Source organism: Streptomyces sp. NPDC048506 (assembly GCF_040651315.1).
Classification (GTDB): domain Bacteria; phylum Actinomycetota; class Actinomycetes; order Streptomycetales; family Streptomycetaceae; genus Streptomyces.
The window spans coordinates 1-22,262 of sequence record NZ_JBEZIX010000017.1; the positions used below are offsets into that span (position 1 = coordinate 1).

The 22,262-nt window shown below is 73.2% G+C and carries 16 protein-coding genes; 9 read left to right on the forward strand and 7 right to left on the reverse strand.

Annotation, left to right across the window (positions count from 1 at the left end; genetic code table 11):
* Nucleotides 1-159: 159 nt before the first annotated feature.
* Nucleotides 160-3,477, reverse strand: a complete 3,318-nt coding sequence (locus AB0C96_RS15910; RefSeq protein WP_362917721.1) for a tetratricopeptide repeat protein — start codon at nucleotides 3,475-3,477, stop codon at nucleotides 160-162.
* 203 nt (nucleotides 3,478-3,680) lie between these two features.
* Here AB0C96_RS15910 and AB0C96_RS15915 point away from each other — a divergent pair, with 203 nt between their 5' ends.
* From AB0C96_RS15915 to AB0C96_RS15930, 4 genes are all read left to right on the forward strand, one after another.
* Nucleotides 3,681-5,777 (forward strand): thioredoxin domain-containing protein, encoded by a 2,097-nt coding sequence (locus AB0C96_RS15915; RefSeq protein WP_362917723.1) that lies wholly within the window; start codon nucleotides 3,681-3,683, stop codon nucleotides 5,775-5,777.
* Nucleotides 5,778-6,020: 243 nt separating this feature from the next.
* Nucleotides 6,021-7,025 carry an NADP-dependent oxidoreductase gene (locus AB0C96_RS15920; RefSeq protein WP_362917725.1) on the forward strand — a complete coding sequence of 335 codons (1,005 nt, stop codon included), beginning with the start codon at nucleotides 6,021-6,023 and terminating at the stop codon, nucleotides 7,023-7,025.
* 73 nt (nucleotides 7,026-7,098) lie between these two features.
* The gene (locus AB0C96_RS15925; protein WP_362917727.1) at nucleotides 7,099-8,418 is read left to right on the forward strand and encodes an amidase; all 1,320 of its coding nucleotides are present in this window, start codon (nucleotides 7,099-7,101) and stop codon (nucleotides 8,416-8,418) included.
* Nucleotides 8,419-8,444: 26 nt separating this feature from the next.
* A complete protein-coding gene (locus AB0C96_RS15930) occupies nucleotides 8,445-8,858 on the forward strand; it encodes a MerR family transcriptional regulator (RefSeq protein ID WP_362917728.1) in 414 nt (137 codons plus the stop codon).
* 10 nt (nucleotides 8,859-8,868) lie between these two features.
* On the opposite strand, the gene AB0C96_RS15935 is transcribed toward AB0C96_RS15930, so the two are convergent.
* Both AB0C96_RS15935 and AB0C96_RS15940 read right to left on the reverse strand, forming a co-directional pair.
* Nucleotides 8,869-9,504, reverse strand: a complete 636-nt coding sequence (locus AB0C96_RS15935; protein WP_362917729.1) for a TetR family transcriptional regulator — start codon at nucleotides 9,502-9,504, stop codon at nucleotides 8,869-8,871.
* Between the two features lie 336 nt (nucleotides 9,505-9,840).
* Nucleotides 9,841-10,557 carry a hemolysin III family protein gene (locus AB0C96_RS15940; protein WP_362917731.1) on the reverse strand — a complete coding sequence of 239 codons (717 nt, stop codon included), beginning with the start codon at nucleotides 10,555-10,557 and terminating at the stop codon, nucleotides 9,841-9,843.
* A 240-nt stretch (nucleotides 10,558-10,797) separates the two neighbouring features.
* Between AB0C96_RS15940 and AB0C96_RS15945 the strand changes: the two genes are divergently transcribed.
* The gene (locus AB0C96_RS15945) at nucleotides 10,798-12,618 is read left to right on the forward strand and encodes a phosphoenolpyruvate carboxykinase (GTP) (RefSeq protein ID WP_362917733.1); all 1,821 of its coding nucleotides are present in this window, start codon (nucleotides 10,798-10,800) and stop codon (nucleotides 12,616-12,618) included.
* A gap of 136 nt (nucleotides 12,619-12,754) precedes the next feature.
* Here the strand turns inward: AB0C96_RS15945 and AB0C96_RS15950 are convergent, their stop codons facing one another.
* Nucleotides 12,755-13,198, reverse strand: coding sequence for a hypothetical protein (locus AB0C96_RS15950; protein ID WP_362917735.1), 444 nt, complete (start codon nucleotides 13,196-13,198; stop codon nucleotides 12,755-12,757).
* An 85-nt stretch (nucleotides 13,199-13,283) separates the two neighbouring features.
* Complete coding sequence (locus AB0C96_RS15955) at nucleotides 13,284-14,495, reverse strand: pyridoxal phosphate-dependent aminotransferase (protein WP_362917737.1); 1,212 nt, start codon at nucleotides 14,493-14,495, stop codon at nucleotides 13,284-13,286.
* Between the two features lie 156 nt (nucleotides 14,496-14,651).
* Here AB0C96_RS15955 and AB0C96_RS15960 point away from each other — a divergent pair, with 156 nt between their 5' ends.
* Complete coding sequence (locus AB0C96_RS15960) at nucleotides 14,652-16,763, forward strand: P-loop NTPase fold protein (RefSeq protein WP_362917739.1); 2,112 nt, start codon at nucleotides 14,652-14,654, stop codon at nucleotides 16,761-16,763.
* Here AB0C96_RS15960 and AB0C96_RS15965 read toward each other — a convergent pair.
* Together AB0C96_RS15965 and AB0C96_RS15970 are read right to left on the reverse strand one after the other, a co-directional pair.
* Entirely contained in the window at nucleotides 16,760-18,436 is a 1,677-nt protein-coding gene (locus AB0C96_RS15965; protein ID WP_362917741.1) for a D-aminoacylase, read from the reverse strand. The two genes, AB0C96_RS15960 and AB0C96_RS15965, sit on opposite strands and share 4 nt — an antisense overlap.
* Before the next feature lie 10 nt (nucleotides 18,437-18,446).
* Nucleotides 18,447-19,736: an amino acid deaminase gene (locus tag AB0C96_RS15970; RefSeq protein ID WP_362917743.1), complete on the reverse strand. Its 1,290-nt coding sequence runs from the start codon at nucleotides 19,734-19,736 to the stop codon at nucleotides 18,447-18,449.
* 190 nt (nucleotides 19,737-19,926) lie between these two features.
* Between AB0C96_RS15970 and AB0C96_RS15975 the strand changes: the two genes are divergently transcribed.
* From AB0C96_RS15975 to AB0C96_RS15985, 3 genes are all read left to right on the forward strand, one after another.
* Nucleotides 19,927-21,009, forward strand: coding sequence for a sugar kinase (locus AB0C96_RS15975; RefSeq protein ID WP_362917745.1), 1,083 nt, complete (start codon nucleotides 19,927-19,929; stop codon nucleotides 21,007-21,009).
* Between the two features lie 73 nt (nucleotides 21,010-21,082).
* On the forward strand, nucleotides 21,083-21,844 hold the full coding sequence (locus AB0C96_RS15980) for an IclR family transcriptional regulator (RefSeq protein ID WP_362917747.1): 762 nt from the start codon (nucleotides 21,083-21,085) through the stop codon (nucleotides 21,842-21,844).
* A complete protein-coding gene (locus AB0C96_RS15985) occupies nucleotides 21,841-22,251 on the forward strand; it encodes a RidA family protein (RefSeq protein WP_362917749.1) in 411 nt (136 codons plus the stop codon). The genes AB0C96_RS15980 and AB0C96_RS15985 overlap by 4 nt, the downstream gene beginning before the upstream one ends.
* Nucleotides 22,252-22,262 lie beyond the last annotated feature (11 nt).

Here is a 22,262-nt window from a genome sequence, read left to right on the forward strand (position 1 = left end):
GGGGGGCCCGGCCGGGCCCCCGCCGCCGGGCCCGGGCCCCCCCCCCCCCGGCTACCGGGGGCGGGGCCGCCCGATGGCCACCGCCCGGCCGCCCGGCCCGCCGGCGCGCTGACCCGAGCGGTCAGCGAGCCGGGGCCGAGTGCCACGGACGCCGCGGCGTCACTCCACGGCGCTCGGTGCTGTCAGCACGCCCATGACCTCCCGGGCATGGCGGTTCGGCACCATGCCCAGTCGCCAGGCCTGCCAGCCCGTCTCCGGCTCCACGCCGCGCTCCAGCAGCAGCCCGAACGCCTCCGCGCAGTCCGCCAGCTTGGAGTCCCGGGCCGGATGCTTCTCCCGGACCAGCTGCGCCAGCTCCTCCTGGGCGACGGCCGTGCCCACCACGGAACCGCCCGGTGAGGCGAACGGCAGCAGCGTGCACCGCAGGAAGCGGGCCCAGTCCTCACCGCGCCGGTCGCCGTAGCCGGCGAAGAGCCGCGCCGCCTCGTCGGCCAGCTCCAGTGCCTGCGCCACCCGGCCGTTGCCGGCGTCGATGATCACCAGCTCCAGGCACGACCAGGCTTCCCCGTGCGGCACCCCGATCCGCTGGAAGTCCTTACGGGCGTCCTGCAACAGCTGCCGGGCGAACCCGCTGTTGCGCAGCGAGCCGGTCTGCTCCGCCCGCAGGTCCCTGGTCACCCGGCCCGAGTGGTGCCGGGCGCAGGCCAGGCCGTAGCCGTCCTGCATCCGGCTGAACATCGTCCGCGAGCGCTCCAGCTGCCGCAGCGCCGCGTCGTGTTCGCCGCGCTCCTCCAGCGCCTGGCCCAGGTAGTACATCGTCCAGGCCTCGCCCCGTGCGTCCTCGTGCTGGCGGTGCAGCGGCAGCGCCTGCCGCAGCTGGTCCGTCGCGGGCCCGGCATCGCCGTCCACCAGCCGAGCGCGCGCCAGCTGCGTCATCGCCCAGGCCGCGCCGCGCTCGTCGTGCGTACGGCCGTAGAGCTCCAGCGCCGACCGCAGGGCCTCCTCCGCCCGCGGCACCTCGCCCAGCCGCAGGTACACCTGGCCGAGCTGGAAGTGCGCCCACGCCTGGCCGTGGATGCTCTCGCTCTCCTCGTGCAGCTCCAGCGCCTCGCGCAGCATGGCGAGGGCGTCGGCGGGCTGCGCGCGGTCCCGCTCCACCGCCGCCAGGGCGTGCAGCGTCCAGGCCCGGTCGCCGTGCATGTCCGGGCCGGACTGGAGCTCCAGCGCCTCGCGCAGCTTGACGGTGGCCTCGGTGAGGTGGCCCTGCTGCTGGAGGGTGATGCCCAGATCGCGCAGTGCGCGCGCCGCGCCCACCGGATGCTGCGCCTCGAAGTAGAGGTCGACCACCGACGACAGGGTCGTCCGCGCCTTGTCCAGCTCGCCGAGCTGCCGGGCCGCGACACCGGTGCGCCACTGCACCGAGCGGGACAGCAGCCCCTGGCCGACGGCCCGGGTCAGCTCGCTCAGCTCGCCCAGGCGGTAGAGGTCGCCGCGCAGCAGGCAGTAGTCGGCCAGCGCGCCCAGCAGGTGCGAGACCGCCGCCTGGTCCACGCCCTGATCGGCGTGGCGCAGCGCGGCCGTGATGAAGCTGGTCTCGTCGTCCAGCCACTGAAGGGCGGCGTCCAGGGATGTGAAGCCGTGCGAGCCGAAGCGGTCGGCGCGGGTGGACGTCCGGCCGTCGACCAGCCTGATCACCGAGTCGGCCAGCTCCGCGTACCCGCGGATCAGCCGCTCCTGTGCGGCACCGCGCTCGGCGGGATCCTCCTCGTCCACCAGGCGGTCGTGCGCGAAGCTGTGCACCAGGGCGTGCATGCGGTAGCGCTCGCCCCGTACGTGCTCGATCAGCCCGGCTCGGGCCAGCGTCGTCAGCTGCCGCTCCGCCTCCGCGTTCGCGACGCCCAGCAGCGCCGCCGCGGCCGCCGCCCCCAGGCTCGCCCGGCCCACCAGGGCCAGCCGGCGCAACAGCCGCCGGGCCGCCTCCGGCTGGTCGGCGTAGCGCAGCGACAGCGCCCGCGCCACCGGTGGCACCGGGCCGACGGCCGCCAGGTCGCCGGCGAGCGCACCGGCGGAGCGCGCCCCCAGCGAGGAGCCCGCCACCCGCAGCGCCAGCGGCAGGCCTCCGCACAGCGTGGAGATCTCGTCGATCGCCCGGGAGTCGTACGGGCCCGATGCGCCCGCGGCCTCCTCGCCGGCCGTCGCGGCGCGCAGCAGCTCTTCGGTGCCCGCCGCGTCCAACGGCCCCACCGGCAGCTGGTGCACCCACGCCGGCAGGTCGGCGGGCAGCTCCAGGGGTGCCCGGGAGGTCACCAGCACCAGGCTGTCGGACCGCTCCGGCACCAGCGTGGCCACCTGCTCCGGGTCCGAGACGTCGTCCAGCAGCACCGTCACCGGCAGGCCCGTCAGATGCTGGTGGTACAGCTCGGTGAGCCGCTTGACATGCTGCTCCTGCGACGGGCGCTCCCGGAAGAGCAGCTGCTCGCGCGGCGCGCCCAGACGGTTGAGCAGGTGCAGCAGCGCGTCCCGGGTCGGCAGCGGCGTCTCACCGGGGGTGTCACCGCGCAGATCCACCACACAGGCGCCGCGGAACTGATCGCGCAGCTGGTGCGTGGCCCGCACCGCCAGCGCCGTGCGCCCCGAGCCCGGCTCGCCGTGCAGCACCACCACCGTCGGCCTGGTCTCCGTGCTCGCACGGGCCGCATGCACCCACTGGGCGATCTGCGTCAGCTCGGCCCGCCGTCCCGCGAACGGGCCGTCCGGGCGCGGAAGTTGGGCGAAGGAGTGCTCCAGGACGGACCGCTGTCGGGCGGCCGCGCTCCGGTCCGCGCCGCGCAGCTGCGGGCCCCGGGCGGTCTTCGAGGCGGCAGCACCCCGAGCGCCCAGGTCCGTCCGACCGGGGGAGCCGCCCACGGTCGCCGCCCCACCGCTCCGCGCCGCGGCGGACAGCATCCGCTGCTGGTCGAGGAACGGCCGCACCCCCCGCACCTCCAGCGCCGTCAGCCACTCCAGCCGTAGCTGCTCCGAGCCGCCGGGCTGGCCCTGTACGCCCGCCGCACGGTGCGCCGCCGGCCAGTGGCCCGCGGTCAGCTTCAGGACCGTGGCCGCCGCGCCCGCCACCACCACGGCGGCTCCGGCCCCCACCGCCGGGCCGCCGCCCGTTCCGTAGGCGAGGTCCGTGCCGAACGCCGCCACCGCCGCGACCGCCGTCGCCACCGCCGGCGTGCCCAACTCCTTGCGGGACAGCCGCCGGGCCAGCGAAGGCCGGCCGGCGGCCGCCTCGTCCAGCGCCCGGACGTACGCGGCGTACTCCTCGGCGGCGCTGCCCGCCAACTCCTCCAGCGCCGCCCGTCCTCTGCCGAGCAGCGTGTCCCCGTCGAGCCGCCCGCCCGAGCGCCGTACCTCCTCCTCGACGGCCCTGGTCAACAGCGCTTCCGCAGCGCCCCGGTGGTCGTCGCGCAGCACGGCCGGTGAGCCTGGCATGGCCATCCCCCTTCAGCAGTCCCAGCAGTGTCCGGCAGCCCCCGCAGTCTCCGGCGGTGATCTTCGCCGTACGCACAGTGTTCCGCGTTCGCACGCATTCCGGCAGGCCTGTGGAAAACTCCCCGCGGGACGTCCCCCGACCCCGGCCGGACCACCGCCCTCCGTTCCCGCCCCACCGCGTCGCAGTGGGAGAGGATGGAGACATGCCGAACCGCCTGGCTCATGAGACTTCCCCGTATCTGCTCCAACACGCCGACAACCCCGTCGACTGGTGGCCCTGGTCCGCCGAGGCGTTCGAGGAGGCCCGGCGACGCGGGGTGCCGGTGCTGCTCAGCGTCGGCTACAGCTCCTGCCACTGGTGCCACGTGATGGCCCACGAGAGCTTCGAGGACCCCGCCACCGCGGCGCTGCTCAACGAGCACTTCGTGGCGGTCAAGGTCGACCGCGAGGAGCGCCCGGACGTCGACGCCGTGTACATGGAGGCGGTGCAGGCCGCCACAGGGCAGGGCGGCTGGCCGATGACCGTCTTCATGACGGCGGACGGGGAGCCGTTCTATTTCGGGACCTACTTCCCGCCCGAGGCCCGTCACGGCATGCCGTCGTTCCGGCAGGTGCTCGAAGGTGTCCACACCGCGTGGACGAGCCGACGCGACGAGGTGGGGGAAGTCGCGGAGAGGATCACGCGCGACCTCGCCGGGCGGGCGCTGGGCACCGGGTCCGCCGGGCTGCCCACCGAGGAGACCCAGGCCCTTGCGCTCCTCCAACTGACGCGGGACGTGGACCCTGCGAGCGGCTGGTTCAAGGGCGACACCAAGTTCCCGCCGTCCATGGTGGTCGAGTTCCTGTTGCGTCACCACGCGCGCACCGATTCGGTAGCGGCGCGGGAGATGGCTGAGGGGCTGTGCGACGCCATGGCGTGTTCGAGCCTGTACGACCAGTTGGGAGGCGGGTTCCACCGGTACGTACTGCGGGCCCGCCCTGGTGGGCCTTTGGTCCCGCACTTCGAGAAGATGCTCTACGACAACGCCCTGTTGTGCCGGACCTACGCCCACCTGTGGCGCTCCACCGGCTCGGACCTGGCCCGCCGGATCGCCGTGGAGACCGCCGACTTCATGGTCCGCGAACTCCGCACCGACCAGGGCGGTTTCGCCTCCGCGCTGGATGCGGACAGCGATGACGGCTCCGGGAAGCACGAAACGGAAGGGGCGCGCGAAGCGCATCCGGCGAAGGGTGGCGGTGGGCGACGGGAGGGCGTTTACTACGTATGGACGCCGGAGCAGCTGCGCGCCGTCCTGGGGGAGAAGGACGCCGAGTTCGCCGCCACCTACTTCGGCGTCACGGAAGAGGGCACCTTCGAGGAGGGCGCTTCGGTCCTCCAACTCCCCGACACCGACGTCCTGGTGGACGTCGATCGGCTGCTCTCCGTCAAGGAGCGGCTGCTGGCGGCGCGTGCACAGCGGCCGCGCCCCGGCCGGGACGACAAGATCGTCGCCTCCTGGAACGGGCTGGTCATCGCCGCGCTCGCCGAGACCGGCGCCTACTTCGACCGCCCGGACCTGATCCAGGCCGCCACGGACGCGGCCGACCTGCTGGTCCGCGCCCACATGGACGGGCAGGCCCGGCTGCACCGCACCTCCCGCGACGGCGCGCCCGGCGCCAACACCGGTGTCCTGGAGGACTACGCCGACGTCGCCGAGGGCTTCCTGACCCTGGCCTCGGTCACCGGCGAGGGCGTCTGGGTGGAGTTCGCGGGCTTCTTCCTGGACACCGTGCTGCTCCAGTTCACCGGCGAGGACGGCGCGCTCTACGACACCGCCGCCGACGCCGAGACGCTGATCCGCCGTCCCCAGGATCCGACCGACAACGCGACGCCGTCCGGCTGGACCGCGGCGGCCGGCGCTCTCCTGTCGTACGCCGCGCTGACCGGCAGCGATCTGCACCGCGGTGCCGCGGAGCGGGCCCTGGGCGTCGTCACCGCGCTCGGCGGCCGGGCGCCGCGCTTCATCGGATGGGGGCTTGCGGTCGCCGAGGCCGCGCTGGACGGGCCGCGGGAGGTCGCGGTCGTCGGCGAGCCGGGCGACCCGGCCACCCGGGCGCTGCACCGTGCCGCGCTGCTGGCGAGCGCCCCGGGAGCGGTCGTCGCGCTGGGCGTCCCCGGGTCCGACGACGTCGGCGCGGTGCCGCTCCTGGTGGACCGTCCCCTGGTCGACGGCCGACCGGCCGCGTACGTCTGCCGCCACTTCACCTGTGAGCGGCCGACGACGGACCCCGGGGAGCTGACGGAACGGCTCCGCCCGTGAGCCATGCGGGCTCCATGGGTTCGTTGGGTTCGTTGGGTCCGTGCGCCGTGTGGGTTCCGCGAGTTCCGTGGGCCCTGTGCGCCGTGTGGGGTCTGCGAGTTCCGTGGGCACCGTGCGCTCCATGGGTCCCGTGAGAACGGTGACCCCGGAGACCCCGGTGCGCCCTGTGCGTACCGGGACCCAAGTCCTAGGACCAGCGACCGGATTGACCTTGACGCGCGCGTCAAGTCCTAGCCTCGGGGCATGACGAACCGCACGCACCGTGAAGTCCGCCTGGCCGCCCGCCCCCAGGGGCCGGTCACCGACGACCTCTTCGAGATCGTGGAGGTGCCGGTACCCGAACCGGGGCCCGGCCAGGTGCTCGTACGCAACACCCACATGGGCGTCGCCGCCGTGATGCGCACCCTGATGGACGAGCAGAGCGTCGTCCCGATGCCCTCCTACCAGGTCGGCGAGCCGCTGCACGGCTCCGCGGTCGGCTCGGTGGTCGCCGCCCCCGGTACCGATCTCAACCCCGGTGACCTGGTGGAACACCGACTCGGTTGGCGCGAGTACGCGCTGCTGGACGCCGCCGAGGCACACCGCCTGGACCCGGGCCTGCTGCCCGACCCGGCCGCCTACCTCTCCCAGGGCCCGACGGCCCTGATGGGCATCGCCCGCGGTGCCGAAGTGCGCCCGGGGGACACCGTGTTCGTCACCGGGGCGGCCGGCGGCGTGGGCTCCCTGGCCGGTCAGATCGCCCGGCTGTACGGCGCCACCCGGGTGATCGGCAGCACGGGTTCGCAGGAGAAGGGCGACCGGTTGATCAAGGAGTTCGGCTATGACGCGGTGGTGATCCGCGGCGCCGGCCCGATCGAGGAGCAGCTGCGCCGGGCCGCCCCGGAGGGCATCGACGCGCTCTTCGACAACGTCGGCGGCGAGCAGCTGGTCGCCGCGCTCGCCTGCGCCAACCGGGGCGCCCGGCTCGCCATCGTGGGCGCACTGGCCAGCCAGCTGTCCCAGGACGGCCGGACCACCACCGAGATCGACACCCTCTCCCTGCTCTCCCGCAGCATCACGCTCCGGGGCGTCGCCCTCTACGACCACCTGGACCTGATCCCCGAGTGGAACCGGATGTTCGGACAGGGGCTGCGGGAGGGCACCCTGACCTTCCCGCACGCCCGGCTGCACGGCATCGAGCAGGCGCCGCGGGCCCTGCGGGAGCTGACCGAAGGACGCCATCTGGGCGCCGTCGTCGTGGAGTTGTGAGACCGGACGGCGGGCGAGGGGCGGTAGGGGACGTCAACCGGCCGCTGTCAGTGGCCGGTTGTAGCCTTCAGGCGTGATGACCTTGCTCGGACAGCGACCCCTGGTCCAGGAGGCCGCGGCGTTACGGGGTGGTGCGGACGACCCCGTCGCCGCGGCGCGGCGCACCTGCGACCGCATCGACGCCGTCGACCCGCAGGTGCACGCCTTCGTGCCCGAGCCGGGCAGGCGCGCCCGGCTCCTGGAGGCGGCCGGAGCGCTGGCGGCGGCCGGCCCGTCGGACCCGGCCCGCCGGCCCGCCCTCTACGGCGTCCCGGTCGGCATCAAGGACATCGTGCACGTCGACGGGTTGCCCACCCGCGCCGGCTCGGCGCTGCCGCCGGAGGCGCTGGGCGGTGCACAGGCCACCGTCGTCGACCGGCTGTGCGCCGCCGGGGCGCTGATCGCCGGCAAAACCGTCACCGCGGAGTTCGCGGTGACGGCGCCCGGCCCGACTCGCAATCCGCACGACCCGGCCCATACGCCCGGGGGTTCCAGCAGCGGCTCGGCGGCCGCGGTAGCCGCCGGCATGGTGCCGCTGGCGATCGGGACGCAGACGGTCGGCTCGATGATCCGCCCCGCGGCGTACTGCGGCGTGGTCGGCTTCAAGCCCACCTACGGCCGGATACCCGTCGACGGGGTGATCCCGAACGCCCTCAGCTTCGACACCCTCGGGTGCTACGCGACGGACGTGGCAGGGGTGGTCCTCGCGGCGTCGGTGCTCCTCGACGGGTGGCGGGAGCCGCCGGCCGGACCGGCGCGCCCGGTGCTGGGCGTCCCGACCGGCCCCTATCTGGAGCGCGCCGACGGCGAGGCGCTGCGCGCCTTCGCAGAACAGCGGGAGCTGTTGCGCGCCGCCGGCCACGAGGTCCGCGAGGTCCCCGTGATGGACGACTTCGAGCAGGTCGTCGACGAGCTCTTCGCGATGAACCGCTACGAGGTCGCGCAGGCCCACGCCGACTGGTTCGCGCGCTTCGGCGACCGCTACCGGGAGCAGACCGCCACGGCCATCCGGCAGGGGCAGGCGATCCGCACCGCCGACTACACAGCGGCTCGGGCCCGCCGCACCGCGTTCCGCGCCCGGCTCGCGGCGGACGCGACGGCCGCCGGCATCGACCTGTGGATCGCGCCCGCGGCCACCGGTCCGGCGCCCCGCGACCTCACCACCACCGGCACCTCGATCATGTGCCTCCCCTGGAGCAACGCCGGCCTGCCGTCCCTCAGCCTGCCCGCCGGCCACGCCGCGGACGGGCTGCCGCTGGGGCTTCAACTGATCGGCGGCCACGGTGCGGACGAGGCCCTGCTGGATGCGGCGGCGGGCGTCGAACGCGCGCTGCGGCAGGTCCGCGAGCCGTGAGGGGGCACGGGGAGGAAGGGGCACCGATGCGCATCGGGGAGGCCGCCGCCGCGGCCGGAATGACGCCGCGGGCGCTGCGCTACTACGAGCAGCAGGGGTTGCTGACGGCCCGCAGGACACCCGCCGGACACCGCACGTACGACGCGGAGGACGTCCGCCGGCTGCGGGCGGTGCGCGAACTGCGCGAGGCGGGGCTGACGGTCGGGGACGTGCGGGCCTTCGCGCACCTCCTGCACACCATGCCGCCCAGCGGCGTACCGGAGCTCATACCCAAGGACTCCGGCGCGGGGCGGTGTTCGGCGGCCGAAGCAGTGGCCCGGCGCCGGCTCGCCGACCTGGACGCCCGCATCGCGGGGCTGCTGCACCTGCGGGCGCGGCTGGCGGCCCGTCTGGGCGAACCGGCGGTCGGGCCCGGCGAGGGGCGGCCGGAGGCCCCCTGAGGCCTCGCCGTCACAAGGTGAGGCCGCGGGCCAGTACGTCCATCGCCTGGTGGACCAGCGGCTCCGGGTCGGCGGTCCGGCCCTGCTGGGCCCAGCTCAGCATCGCCTCCTGGAGTGCGGCCAGGATCGCGCCGCTGATGGTCCGTAGCTCCAGGTCGTCGGCCGGGCGCCCGGTGCGTTCGGCGAGCACGGTGCAGATCAGCGCCGCATAGCGAGCGGTGCGCTCCGCCGTGCGGCCCCGGATGGCGGGTACCTCGCGGATCAGCCGGATCCGCTGGACGAGTGCGGCCCGGTCCTCCTCGGCGATCCCGCGCAGCGTGTCGAGGGTGACCTGTCGCATCGACTCGACCACCGGCTCGTCCGCGGCCCGGGCCCGCAGCCGGGCCTCCAGCAAGGCGTCGTACTCGTCCGTGAGCACGATGTCTTCCTTGGTGGGGAAGTAGCGGAAGACCGTGCTCGGTGAGACCTCGGCGGCCTCGGCGATCCGGTCGACGGGCGTGGCGTCGTACCCGTGCTCCTCGAAGAGCCGGTGGGCCGCCCGCCGGATCGCCTGCCGGGTCTGGAGCTTCTTCCGCTCACGCAGCCCCGGCTTCGTGGGTGCGGGCGGTGCTGCGGCGGCTGCACGTGCGGAGACCATGCCCAGCATTGTCAGGGATCAGTCATGCCGGTGGCCACGGCGGCATCCCGGTGGCCACGGGCATCCCGGTGGCCACGACGGCCATCCCGGTGGCCAGAACGGCCAATCCCGGTGCCACGGCGACGGCGCCGGCCACGGCCACGGTGCCGGCCACGCCGCGGCGCTGGCCGCCCGCGGAGCGTGAGGTCCGCGGAGCGTGATGCCCCACGACTTCCCGCACGCCTCCCGCCGATCGGTCCCGCCCGATCGGTCCCGCCCGAGCGGCCCCGTGCGCCCCCTCAGGCGCATACGGATGGCCGCGGCCTCAGGGCCGCGGCCATGGTCGTGCGGGTGGGTGCGGCGCTCTCAGGCGTGCGTGTAGGCCACCAGCGAGATGCCGACGTAGTGGACGACGAAGGCGGCCAGGGTCAGCGAGTGGAAGACCTCGTGGAAGCCGAACCAGCGGGGGGACGGGTTGGGGCGCTTGATGCCGTAGATGACGCCGCCGGCGCTGTAGAGCAGGCCGCCGACGACGACCAGGACGAGGACGGCGATACCGCCGGTGCGCAGGAAGTCGGGGAGGAAGAAGACGGCGGCCCAGCCCATGGCGAGGTAACAGGGCGTGTAGAGCCAGCGCGGTGCGCCGACCCAGAAGACGCGGAAGGCGATGCCCGCCAGTGCGGCCGCCCAGATCGCCCAGAGCAGCACCTGCCCCCGGGACCCGGGCACCAGCAGCACCGTCACCGGCGTGTAGGTGCCGGCGATGATCAGGAAGATGTTGGCGTGGTCGAGGCGGCGCAGCACGCCGTCCATCCGCGGACTCCAATTGCCGCGGTGGTACAGGGCGCTGACACCGAAGAGCAGGCACGCGGTCAGCGTGTAGATGGCGCAGGCCAGCCGGCCGCGGGTGCTGTCGGCGAGGGCGGTGAGGATGACGCCGGACAGCAGGACGGCGGGGAACATTCCGGCGTGCAGCCAGCCACGGAGTTTCGGCTTGAGGGGCGCGGCGGCGGCGGTGACCGCCGCGATCGCGGGCGGCGCGGAGGAGGGGCGGCTCTCGGCGGCGTCGGGCGCGGAAGTCATGGCGCAATGCTACCTACGCGACCGTAAGTTACGGATTCTCCCGGAAGTGGTGACGGTCACGAAGTCGCCCTCTGGACAGAACTCTATCCGGGTCGGATGATCAAATGAGTGCGGACGGCACCGGATGAGCGGTCACGAAGCATCCGGGTCGCAGCCCCCAAGGGGCAGACAAACCAAAAGAAGCGGATCTTCCCGTCACAACGGGAAGGAATCCGTCCACACCCTCATCTAGGAGCGATCGTGGCGCGCGACAACGCGGCTCCCACCATTCCGACTCGGCACCAGGGCCTCATCGCCTGGGTTGACGAGATCGCAGCGATCACCCAGCCCGACCGGGTCGTCTGGTGTGACGGCTCGGAGGCGGAGTACGAGCGTCTGTGCGAGGAGCTCGTCGACAAGGGAACGTTCAAGAAGCTCGACCCGATCAAGCGCCCCAACTCGTACTACGCCGCCTCCGACCCCACCGACGTGGCCCGGGTCGAGGACCGCACGTTCATCTGCTCCGAGAAGGAGGAGGACGCCGGCCCGACCAACCACTGGAAGGCCCCCGCCGAGATGCGGGAGATCTTCGCCGGTGAGCAGGGCATCTTCCGCGGGTCGATGAAGGGCCGGACGATGTACGTCGTCCCGTTCTGCATGGGGCCGCTCGGCTCCTCGCTCTCCGCGATCGGCGTGGAGATCACCGACTCCGCCTACGTCGCGGTCTCGATGCGCACCATGACGCGGATGGGGCGGCCGGTGCTCGACGAGCTCGGCGAGGACGGCTTCTTCGTCAAGGCCGTCCACACCCTCGGCGCCCCGCTCGCCGAGGGCGAGGCTGACGTACCGTGGCCGTGCAACTCCACCAAGTACATCTCGCACTTCCCGGAGACCCGCGAGATCTGGTCCTACGGCTCCGGCTACGGCGGCAACGCCCTGCTCGGCAAGAAGTGCTACGCGCTGCGCATCGCCTCCGTGATGGCGCGCGACGAGGGCTGGCTGGCCGAGCACATGCTGATCCTCAAGCTGACCCCGCCGCAGGGCGAGTCGAAGTACGTGGCCGCCGCGTTCCCGTCCGCCTGCGGCAAGACGAACCTGGCCATGCTGGAGCCCACGATCTCCGGCTGGACGGTCGAGACCATCGGTGACGACATCGCCTGGATGCGGTTCGGCGAGGACGGCCGCCTCTACGCCATCAACCCCGAGGCCGGCTTCTTCGGCGTCGCGCCGGGCACCGGCGAGCACACCAACGCCAACGCCATGAAGACGCTGTGGGGCAACTCCGTCTTCACCAACGTGGCCCTCACCGACGACGGCGACGTGTGGTGGGAGGGCATGACGGAGGACGAGCCGGCCCACCTGACCGACTGGAAGGGCAACGACTGGACGCCGGACTCGGCGACCCCGGCCGCCCACCCCAACGCCCGTTTCACCGTCCCCGCCTCGCAGTGCCCGATCATCGCGCCCGAGTGGGAGGACCCCAAGGGCGTGCCGATCTCGGCGATCCTCTTCGGCGGCCGCCGCGCCAGCGCGGTGCCGCTGGTGACCGAGTCCTTCGACTGGAACCACGGCGTCTTCCTCGGCGCGAACGTGGCGTCCGAGAAGACCGCCGCGGCCGAGGGCAAGGTCGGCGAGCTGCGCCGCGACCCGTTCGCCATGCTGCCGTTCTGCGGCTACAACATGGGCGACTACATGGCCCACTGGATCGACGTGGCCAAGGACAAGGACCAGTCCAAGCTGCCGAAGATCTACTACGTCAACTGGTTCCGCAAGGACGACAACGGCCGCTTCGTGTGGCCGGGCTTCGGTGAGAACAGCCGCGTCCTGAAGTGGATCGTGGACCGCCTCGACGGCCGGGCCGAGGGCGTCGAGAGCCCGATCGGCATCCTGCCGGCCAAGGGGTCCCTGGACACCGCGGGCCTCGAACTGGCCGACACCGACCTGGACTTCCTGCTCACCGTCGACAAGGACGTGTGGCGCGAGGAGGCGTCGCTGATCCCCGAGCACCTCAACACCTTCGGCGACCACACGCCCAAGGAGCTGTGGGACGAGTACCGCGCGCTGGTCCAGCGACTGGGCTGACGCTCCCGCACCCGCACCGCAGGCCGGGGCCCCGCATCCAGTACCCACTGGTGCGGGGCCCCGGCCCGTGTGGCGCGCTCGGTGGCGGCGGGCGCCGCCGGACGACGGCGCCCCGGCTGGGCCGGTGGAGTGAGGCTCAGGCCGAGGCGAGGTCCCGCATCGGCCCCGAGTGCGCCTCCATCCGCTCCGCGGCCAGGGCCATCGCCGCGGCGTCGGCGCGGGAGGTGGCGACCGCCAGGGCGTTCCCCGCGAGGGTGTGGGCGCGCTGCTGCAACGCCGCGACGCGGGCCGGGGTGCCGCCGTCGGTGGGCTCGGCGCGCAGCGGGTGGTGGCCGCCGCTCAGCCGGGCGACCTGCTCGGCGATCCGGTCGGCCGCGGCCTCCAGGGCGGCGGCGTCCAGCTCCCGGGCCTCCGGGGCGTCGGAGTGCACCGCGAGGGCGTGCAGCTCGTCGGTGACGGTGAGCAGCGCGGTCAGCTGTCCGGCGAGCCGGATGTCCAGCTCCTCCCCGCGGGAGCGGTGCGGGATCTCCGGGGTGGCGGCCATGGTGTGGACCGACTTGGTGCGGATCGGTTCGTACATGGGATGGCCTCCTGAAATACGTCCAGGAGGCCATCCTAGCTTGGACTCTGTCTAAAGTTGTGGTGCGTATAGAAATCGCGGTGTCTCAGTACTGTCCGTAACCGTCGAGGAAGGAGCCGATCCGGGTGACCGCGTCCGTCAGGTCGTCCGCGCCGGGCAGTGTGACCAGCCGGAAGTGGTCCGGCTCCGGCCAGTTGAAGCCGGTGCCGTGCACGATCATGATCTTCTCGGCGCGCAGCAGGTCGAGCACCATCTGCCGGTCGTCCTTGATCTTGTAGACCGCGGGGTCCAGCCGCGGGAACGCATACAGCGCACCCTTGGGCTTGACGCAGCTGACGCCGGGGATCTGGGTCAGCAGCTTGTACGCCGCGTCCCGCTGCTCCAGCAGCCGGCCGCCGGGCAGCACCAGGTCGTTGATCGACTGCCGGCCGCCGAGGGCCGTGGCGACCGCGTGCTGGGCCGGCATGTTGGCGCACAGCCGCATGTTGGCGAGGATCGTCAGCCCCTCGATGTACGAGGCGGCGTGCGCCTTCGGGCCGCAGACCGCCATCCAGCCGCTGCGGTAGCCGGCCACCCGATAGGCCTTGGACAGCCCGTTGAACGTCAGGGTCAGCAGGTCGGGGGCGAGCGAGGCGAACGGGGTGTGGGTGACGCCGTCGTAGAGGATCTTGTCGTAGATCTCGTCGGCGCAGACGATCAGGTTGTGCCGGCGGGCGATCTCCGCGATGCCCCGCAGCAGCTCGTCGTCGTACACCGCGCCCGTGGGGTTGTTGGGGTTGATCACGACGATGGCCTTGGTGCGGTCGGTGACCTTCCGCTCGATGTCGGCCAGGTCCGGCATCCAGTCCGCCTGCTCGTCGCAGCGGTAGTGCACGGCCGTACCGCCGGACAGTGAGACCGACGCCGTCCACAGCGGGTAGTCCGGGGCCGGCACCAGCACCTCGTCGCCGTCGTCCAGCAGCGCCTGCATCGACATCTGGATCAGTTCGGAGACGCCGTTGCCCAGGTAGATGTCCTCGACGGAGAGCTCGATGCCCATGGTCTGGTAGTGCTGCATCACCGCGCGGCGGGCGGAGAGCAGGCCCTTGGCGTCCCCGTAGCCGTGCGCCGTCCCGACCGTGCGGAGGATGTCCTCCAGGATCTCCGGCGGGCAGTCGAAGCCGAACGCCGCCGGGTTGCCGGTGTTGAGCTTGAGGATGCGGTGACCTGCCGCCTCCAGCCGCATGGCCTCCTCAAGCACCGGGCCACGGATTTCGTAGCAGACGTTGGCGAGCTTCGTTGACTGGATCACCTGCATGTCCGCCACCTTACGGCCGCATTTCGGCGGCCGCCCGGTGTTTTTCCCCACGTCGATCAGCGGACGGTGTGGGATTCCTCACGCGCCGTGACGGCCGGGGTGCTGATTCCGCGGACCGCACCTGGCGGGGGCGCGGCCCCGGTACGCTCCGGGCGCATGCCCACCTCGGCTCCGCTGCCCCCGCCCGCCCCGACCGGCTTACCGCCGTCGGCGCCCCCGCCGCACGGCCCGTTCGCGTTGCTCAACGACGAACCGGTCGCCGAGCCCGGCGCGGATCTGCTCGGCGCCGGCCGGGCCGCCCGCCAGCTCGCCGGGCTGCTGGTCGCCTCCCGCGCCTCCACCCCCTTCACCCTCGCCGTCGACGCCGGCTGGGGCATGGGCAAGAGCAGCCTGATGCGGCTGGTCGACGCGGAGCTGGCGCACGCCCCCGAGGTGCACACGGTCTGGTACAACGCCTGGACCTCGACCGGCGCCGACGCGCTGGAAGGGCTGATCAAGTCCGTCCTGATGCGCTTCGACCGGCGGGTGCTCCGCCGCGGCCTTCAGCGGGTCACCGAACGGCGCGCGCTGCTGCGGGCGGTACGGGCGCTGAGCGCCGTCGTCGCCGGGCCGCTCGGACTGGCGGGCCTGGTCGACGAGTTGTGGAAGAGCCTCTCCGTCAACTCCCAGGCCCGCAACGAGATGCGCGCCGCCATCGGCGACCTGGTCAAGGAGTGGTCCGAGACCACCGAACTCCGGCCCCGCCGGCTCCTGGTGGTCTTCATCGACGACCTGGACCGTTGCTCGGAGGAGACGGTGCTCGCGGTCTGCGAGGCGGTGAAGGTCTATCTGGACGTCCCCGGGCTGGCGTTCGTGATCGGCTGCGACCGCTCGGCGCTGGGGCCCAACGGACTGCTGCGCGACCTGTCGCCGGCCGGCTCGGCGTTCCTGGAGAAGATCTTCCAGACGAGCTACCGGATCCCGGCCGCCGACCACCACGGCGTCCGGGAGTACATCCGCTGGTGCGCCCGCACCGCCGGTGTGGAGCCGCTGCTCGACGAGGCCCTCGTGGACCTGCTGGCGCAGCGCTCGGACCGCAACCCGCGCCGCATCAAACGCCTGGTCAACGGCTTCGTCCTGGAGGCCACCCTCAACCCCGTCTGGCGCGACTTCGGCCCCGGCGCGGTGATCAGGACGCTGCTGTTGCAGTACTTCTACCCCGACTTCTACCGGATGATGACCGGGCCCTCCGGCACGGTCGACGGCGATGTGGTGGAGGAGTTCCGCCGATACCGCGGGGCGCGGCGGACGCTGCTGTCCGTCGGGGCCGGGCCCTCTCCCGAGCAGCTGACGGCGGTGCGGGACTTCCTCGCACAGTACGACCTGGTGCTGCCGGAGCGGTCGGAGGCCGGCGGTGAGGCGGTGCTGGCCACACTCGAACGCCAACTGCCCGGTGAATTCCTGGACTTGGTGTCCAACCCGGCCTTCACGTCGCTGGTGGACGAGCTGACCGCCCTTCCGGACGCGGACCGGCTGCTGCTGCGGCTGCGCGAGGGCCCGCAGGGCGCCGGCGGGGAGCCGACCCGGATGTCCCAGGAGTGGGCACCGCTCTGGCAGGAGATGCAGGGGGCCCGGGTGGACGGTTACGCCACGGGATTCGGGCCGCCGCTGGCGTGGCCGGGGAACGAGCCCCTGGGGAGCGGCGGGTACGGAGCGCCGCCTGCGCCGCAGCCGATGCCGCAGCAGGCCGTGCCGCAGCAGCCGATGCCGCGGCACGTACCGCAGCCGACGCCGCAGGGAGGCCCCGGCCCCCAGTCGCGGAGCCCGTACGCGGTCCCGTCGTTCCACGTCCTGTGGGTCGACGACCAGCCGGAGCGCAAGGCCGTGGTGCGCGAGGTGCTGGAGGGGCTAGGGGTGGCGGTGACGCATGCGTCCGGGACCGCCGAGGCCGCCCAGGACCTCCGCCACCGCACCCCCGACCTGCTGATCTCCGACATCAGCCGGGGCTCGCGGCACGCCGAGGGCTTCCGGATGCTGGAGCAGCTCAAGGAGGACGGGAGCTACACCGGACCGGCGGTCTTCTTCACCATCCGACGGACCACCGAACGAGAGGAGCGGGCGGCCGCTCTGGGCGCCTCGCTCACCAACAACGAGCAGGAACTGCACGACCTCGTGGTGGCCGCGGTACGGGACCAGGCCCGGGAACGCTTCTCGGCACCACCCCAGGCCCCGCCCTCGCAGCGCGCCGAGCCCGGGGTGGGCCATCATCCCTGGGAGCTGCTGCCCTAGCGGGAAGCCGCCTGCCGGCCCGTCCGCCGCACCGCCCGCCCCGCCAGGACGTCCGTGCGCCGGCCGTCCTCGATCACGAAGCGGCCGTCGATCAGGACGTGCGGGATGCCGGTCGGAAGGGTGCGCGGGTTGGCGTACGTGGCGCCCGCGGCGACCGTCGCGGGGTCGAAGAGGACCAGGTCGGCGCGGTACCCCTCGCGGACCAGGCCCCGGTCCGGCAGGCGCAGCCGGGCCGCCGGGCGCGAGGTGAGGTGGGCGATGCACTCCTCCAGGGAGAGCACGCCCAACTCCCGGACGTACCGCCCGAGGTAGTGCGGAAAGGTGCCGTACGCCCGCGGATGCGGCTTGGTGCCCTGGAGGATGCCGTCCGAGCCGCCGGTGTGGACCCGGTGCCGCATGATGGCCCGCACGTTCTCCTCGTGGCCGACGTGCTGGAGGATCGTCGACCCGAGGCGGTCGTCGAGCAGCAGGCGGCGGGCGGTGTCCCAGGGGGCCTCGCCGCGCAGGGCCGCGGACTCCTGGACGGTACGGCCGACGAAGTCGGCCAGCGCCGGGTCCGTCACGCCCGAGATCTCGATGGTGTCCCAGTCGACGGGCACGCCGTGGCAGCCGTCGGCGCCCTCGACCTCCAGGGCGTGGCGGATGCGCCCGGCGGTCTTCTCGTCGGCGAGCCGCCTGAGGACCGCCTCCGGGCCGCCCTCGCTCGCCCAGCTCGGCAGCATCGCCACGAGGGTGGTGCAGCCGGCGGTGTAGGGGTAGGTGTCGAGGCTGATGTCGGCTCCGGCCGCCAGCGCGCGGTCCAGGAGGGACAGCAGTTCCGGCGCGCGACCCTCGTTGACGCGGAAGTTCATGGTGGCGTGGGCGAGGTGCAGGGCACAGCCGGCCGCACGGGTGAGGGCGATCATCTCCTGGTACGCCTCCAGCGCCCCGGCGCCGTAGGAGCGGTGGTGGGGGCAGTAGTAGCCGTCGTACGCGGCCACCACCCGGCACAGTTCGGTGAGTTCGGCGTCCTCGGCGTACATGCCGGGCGTGTAGGTGAGGCCGGACGACATCCCGACCGCGCCCTGCGCCATCCCCTCCGCGACCAACTGCCGCATCCGGTCCAGCTCTTCGGGGGTCGCCGCGCGGTCCTCCCAGCCGACGGCGAGCATCCGGACCGTGCCCTGCGGGACGAGGTAGGCGGCGTTGACCGCGATGCCGTGGCCGTCGACGCCGCGGTCGAGCCGGTCCAGGTAGCCGCCGACCGACCGCCAGTCGAAGTCGATGTCTCCCCCACTCCCGCCTTCGCCCGACCGGGAGGTACCCCCACCGTCTCCGTTCCAGCCGGTGATCACGCGGCGCACCTCGGCGAGCGTGCGGTCGTCGACCGGCGCGTACGACAGCCCGTCCTGGCCGAGGACTTCGAGGGTCACGCCCTGCGCGGCCTTGGCGCTGTGGTCGGGGTCGCGCAGCAGCGCCAGGTCGCTGTGCGCGTGCATGTCGATGAAGCCGGGGGAGAGGACCAGGCCCCCGGCGTCCAGGGTGCGCCGGCCGGCGGGGCGGGGACGGCCCGCCGCCGCGGCCTCCTTGACGAGCGAGACGATCCGCCCGCCGTCGACGACCACATCGGCGCGGTAGGCGGGCCCACCGGTGCCGTCCACCACCTCCGCGTCACGGATGACGAGGTCTGCCACCACCGGCCTCCTAGAAGAACGTGCGGATGAACTCCGTGACCGTGCCGTCCCGTTCGACCACGGGGATGAGCTGCCACTTGTCGAACGACGTGCAGGGGTGGGACAGGCCGAGCCCCACCCAGTCGCCGACCTCCAGGTCGCCGGCGCGCTCGGTGGTGACCCAGGCGTGCTGGTCGGACAGCCCGGTGACGGTGATGCCGTCGGCCGGCCGCTCGGTGCCGTCCCGGCCGGACCGTACGACCTGCGCCTGCGGCAGACCCAGGTCGTAGGGCGCGTCGCGCTTGCCCGCGTTGAGGAACGCCTGCTCGGTCGTGGGGCGGGAGACGACCTGCGCCCACAGCCGGAAGGCGGGCTCCAGGGCGCCCTCCTCCGGGACACGGTTGAAGGGGGTCAGACGCCGGTAGTGGTCGCTGTCGTGCGAGACGTACGCGCCCGAGCGCAGCAGCTTGAGGACCGGGGCGGACAGCTCGGGAATCTGGGCGAACTCCTCGGCGACCGCGTCGAACCAGGCGCTGCCGCCGGCGCTGACGACGATCTGGTCGAGGTCGGCGAACCGGCCCTCCCGGTCGAACTCCACGGCCACGGCGACCAGACGGCGCAGCCAGGCGGTCACCCGCTGCACGTCGGCGTCCGGCACCTCGCCCTCGTAGCCCGCGACGCCCACCAGGCGGAGGGTGTCCACGCCCGCGATGGCATCGGCGAGTTCCAGGCACTCGGTCTCCGTACGGACGCCGGTGCGGGCGCCCTCGCCGGCGCCCAGCTCGACGACCACGTCCACCGGGCGGGTGGCCCCGGCCGCCCGCAGCGCCATGTCCATCAGCTCGATGCCGCGCAGCGAGTCGACGTAGCAGACGAAGCGGAAGTCGGGGTCGTCGGCCAGCTCGCCGGCGAGCCAGCGCAGTGCGGCCGCGTCCACCACCTCGTTGGCCAGGAAGATCCGCTGGATGCCGTAGCTGCGGTAGACCCGGACCTGGTGGGGGACGGCGGCGGTGATGCCCCAGGCGCCGTGCGCCAGCTGGCGGGCGAAGAGCTGCGGGGCCATGGAGGTCTTGCCGTGCGGGGCGAAGGCGAGGCCGTGCCGGGTGGCGTACGTCTCCATCAGGGCCAGGTTGTGCTCGACGGACTCGGCGGAGAGCGCCAGGACGGGGGTGAGGAAGCCGCCGTCGAAGAGGTTGCGGCGCTCGGCGGCCAGCTCGCCGAGGGTCAGCCCGTCGGCGTCCGGAGGGAGTGCCTTGAAGCGGTGATCGACCCGTTCCTCGGCGAGTCCCTTGAGTCCCTGCGCGAGCCGCTCCCCCGACATGGGGCCTCCTCAAAGATCGGATTGCATCCTCTGCAACAGTCATTGCGCATATCGCTTACAGCTGTCTAACATCCGAGCCATCGCACGGTCAACGGTGGGAAACCCGGCGGAAATCGGTGCCGCGGAAGCGCCCGGACACCCCGCGGAAACCGGCCCGGACCAGCCGCCCAGCGAAGGAGCGCACCCGATCGTGACCAGGTCCTCGAACGCCGGCGACCCCCCGGCACCGGGCGGCGCTCCCGTCCCCGCCGTCGACGTCGTCTGTCTCGGCGAGTCCATGGTCACCTTCCTGCCCAGCCGCCCCGGGCGGCTCGCCGATGTGCCCTCCTTCGACCGCGCCATCGGCGGCGCCGAATCCAACGTCGCATGCACCCTCGCCCGCACCGGTCATACCGCCCGCTGGATCTCCCGGGTCGGCGCCGACGGCTTCGGTGACCACCTCCTCGCCACCATCGCCGACACCGGCGTCGACGTCGCCCACGTCCGGCGCGACCCCCGGCGGCCCACCGGCGTCTACTTCCGCACCGCCGGCGACCGCGGCACCGGGGCCCACGAAGTCGCCTACTACCGCGCCGGGTCCGCCGCCTCCGCCATGTCCGCCGCCACCATGGACCTCGACGCGATCCGCTCCGGCCGGATACTGCACCTCTCCGGCATCACGGCCGCGCTGTCCGCCGACTGCCGGGACCTGATGCGCGACCTGACGGCGCGGTACCCCGGCCGCCCCCTGATCTCCTTCGACGTCAACTACCGGCCGGGCCTGTGGCGCGACCCCGACGACGCCCGGGTACTGCTCGAACTGGCGCGCCGGGCCGACCTCGTCTTCGTCGGCGAGGACGAGGCGGAGGCGGCCTGGGGGATCACCGGCGGCCCGGACCCGGTCCGCACGGCGCTGCCCGAGCCCGGCACGCTGGTCGTCAAGCGCGGCGGCGCCGGTGCGGTCGCCTACGACCGCCACGGCGGTCGACACGCCGAGCCCGCCCCGCTCGTCGACGTCGTCGCCGCGGTGGGGGCGGGTGACGCCTTCGCCGCCGGCTTCCTCTCCGCCACCCTCCGCGACCTGCCCGTCCGCACCCGCATCCGGCACGGCCACCTCTGGGCCGCCGCCGTCCTCACCGCTCCCGGCGACCTCGCCGCACCACCGCGCCGGGCCGTCGCCGACTGCCTGGCCGGTCTCGACGACACGGCCTGGGGGACACTGCACCTCGGCCCCGGCTGGACGAACCCCGCAGCAGCCGACGGACGGGCCGACGAGGAGGTACGTACGCCGTGAACGGGCGAAGCGAGAGAGCCATCGACAGGCGCGCCCCCGGCGACGGCAGGGCCGAGCGGAGCGAGGTTTCGGCATGAGTCAGACCGTCGACCGGGCGCTGAGCATCCTGCCGCTGCTCGCCGAGGGGCCCGCCGACCTGGGACAGGTCGCGGACCGCCTCGGCGTCCACAAGTCCACCGCGCTGCGGCTGCTGCGCACCCTCCACGAGCACGGGCTCGTCCACCGCCAGCCCGACCAGCGCTACCGCCTCGGCGCCCGGCTCTTCGCCCTCGCCCAGGAGGCCGTGGAGAACCTCGACGTGCGCGAGATCGCCCACCCCCACCTCGTCGAGCTCAACGAGAAGTGCGGCCACACCGTCCACCTCGCGGTCCACGAGGAGAACGAGGTCCTCTACATCGACAAGGTCGAGAGCCGCTACCCGGTCCGGATGTACTCCCGGATCGGCAAGCCGGTGGCGATCACCGTCGCCGCGGTCGCCAAACTCCTCCTCGCCGACCTCCCCGAACCCGAGCGCCGCGCCCTCGCCGAGCGGCTCGACTACCCCCGCTACACCTCCCGTTCGACGCCCGACGCCACGGCCTTCCTCGCCGAGTTGGCCAAGGTCCGCGAACAGGGCTGGGCCGCCGACCTCGGCGGCCACGAGGAGTCCATCAACTGCGTCGCGGCACCGATCCGCGGTGCGGACGGCCGGGCGGTCGCCGCCATGTCGGTCTCCGCGCCCGCCGTCGTCGTCAGCGCCGAGGAACTCCTCAAGCTGCTCCCGCTGGTACGCCGCACCGCCGACGCCATCAGCCGGGAGTACTCCGGCAAGACCCCAGCAAAGGACACCGAATGACGGACAAGATCGCGCTCACCCCGAAGACCCACACCACCCCGCCCGCGGCGTTCTCCCACGGCGTCAGGAAGGGCAACCTCCTCCAGGTCGCCGGTCAGGTCGGTTTCCTCCCCGCCGCTCCGGGCCGGCCCCCGACGCCCGCCGGCCCCACCCTGCGCGAGCAGACCCTCCAGACCCTCGCCAACGTCCGGTCCGTCCTCGAAGAGGGCGGCGCCACCTGGGACGACGTGATGATGATCCGCGTCTACCTCACGGACGTGGACCACTTCGCCGAGATGAACGAGATCTACAACGCCTACTTCGAGGAGCAGGGCCTCACCCAGGCCCCCGCCGCCCGGACGACGGTCTACGTCGGTCTCCCGGCCGGCCTCCTCATCGAGATCGACGCCCTCGCCGTCCTGGGCTGAGCACCCTTGCA

What these genes read in the sequence shown, in the direction of transcription:
- AB0C96_RS15970 (WP_362917743.1), bottom strand. Translation starts at nt 19,736, where the DNA reads ATGTCGGGGGAGCGGCTCGCGCAGGGACTCAAGGGACTCGCCGAGGAA.
- AB0C96_RS15910 (WP_362917721.1), bottom strand. Translation starts at nt 3,477, where the DNA reads ATGCCAGGCTCACCGGCCGTGCTGCGCGACGACCACCGGGGCGCTGCG.
- AB0C96_RS15955 (WP_362917737.1), bottom strand. Translation starts at nt 14,495, where the DNA reads ATGCAGGTGATCCAGTCAACGAAGCTCGCCAACGTCTGCTACGAAATC.
- AB0C96_RS15985 (WP_362917749.1), top strand. Translation starts at nt 21,841, where the DNA reads ATGACGGACAAGATCGCGCTCACCCCGAAGACCCACACCACCCCGCCC.
- AB0C96_RS15915 (WP_362917723.1), top strand. Translation starts at nt 3,681, where the DNA reads ATGCCGAACCGCCTGGCTCATGAGACTTCCCCGTATCTGCTCCAACAC.
- AB0C96_RS15950 (WP_362917735.1), bottom strand. Translation starts at nt 13,198, where the DNA reads ATGTACGAACCGATCCGCACCAAGTCGGTCCACACCATGGCCGCCACC.
- AB0C96_RS15930 (WP_362917728.1), top strand. Translation starts at nt 8,445, where the DNA reads ATGCGCATCGGGGAGGCCGCCGCCGCGGCCGGAATGACGCCGCGGGCG.
- AB0C96_RS15980 (WP_362917747.1), top strand. Translation starts at nt 21,083, where the DNA reads ATGAGTCAGACCGTCGACCGGGCGCTGAGCATCCTGCCGCTGCTCGCC.
- AB0C96_RS15940 (WP_362917731.1), bottom strand. Translation starts at nt 10,557, where the DNA reads ATGACTTCCGCGCCCGACGCCGCCGAGAGCCGCCCCTCCTCCGCGCCG.
- AB0C96_RS15935 (WP_362917729.1), bottom strand. Translation starts at nt 9,504, where the DNA reads ATGCTGGGCATGGTCTCCGCACGTGCAGCCGCCGCAGCACCGCCCGCA.
- AB0C96_RS15960 (WP_362917739.1), top strand. Translation starts at nt 14,652, where the DNA reads ATGCCCACCTCGGCTCCGCTGCCCCCGCCCGCCCCGACCGGCTTACCG.
- AB0C96_RS15920 (WP_362917725.1), top strand. Translation starts at nt 6,021, where the DNA reads ATGACGAACCGCACGCACCGTGAAGTCCGCCTGGCCGCCCGCCCCCAG.